At 66.1% G+C, this 519-nt stretch carries 1 protein-coding gene; it reads left to right on the top strand.

Annotation, left to right across the window (positions count from 1 at the left end):
- Positions 1 to 88 precede the first annotated feature (88 nt).
- The coding region (locus tag IEY82_RS38765) for a transposase (RefSeq protein ID WP_189129281.1) at positions 89 to 519 on the top strand (431 nt) is incomplete at its 3' end.

Here is a 519-nt window from a genome sequence, read left to right as displayed (position 1 = left end):
CTTTGTTGGTCGATTCGGTTGATGATTGCCGGGTCGCGGGAGACGCTGAGGGGACTTGGGCCGCGGAGAGGACGAAGGAGGTTCTGTCGTGTCTCTGCGACCTAGATCCGCTGTTCAGATCCCCGAGGCGACGGTCGCGGTGGCACGAGCGGCGTTCCCCAAGGGATGTCTGGCCATCCGGTTACGAGATGAACTGGGTGTGCTGTTCAGCGACGAGCAGTTCGCCGATGCCTTCCCGCGTCGGGGCGGGCCAGGGCGGGCACCTGGTGAGCTGGCGCTGGTCACGGTGCTGCAGTTCGCCGAGGGGCTGACCGACCGGCAGGCCGCCGATGCGGTCCGCGGGCGGATCGACTGGAAATACGCCCTGGCTCTGGAGTTGACCGACCCGGGATTCGACTTCTCGGTGCTCAGCGAGTTTCGGGGTCGGTTGATCGAGCACGGGATCGAGGACAGGGTCTTCGACCTGCTACTGGATCGCTGCTCGGAGCTGGGGCTGCTGTGTGCCGGTGGACGGCAGCG

The organism is Nonomuraea cavernae, from assembly GCF_014646355.1.
Lineage (GTDB): Bacteria > Actinomycetota > Actinomycetes > Streptosporangiales > Streptosporangiaceae > Nonomuraea > Nonomuraea cavernae.
Note: the sequence above shows the minus strand (reverse complement) of the source record. Positions and strands in the feature narration are given on the sequence as shown.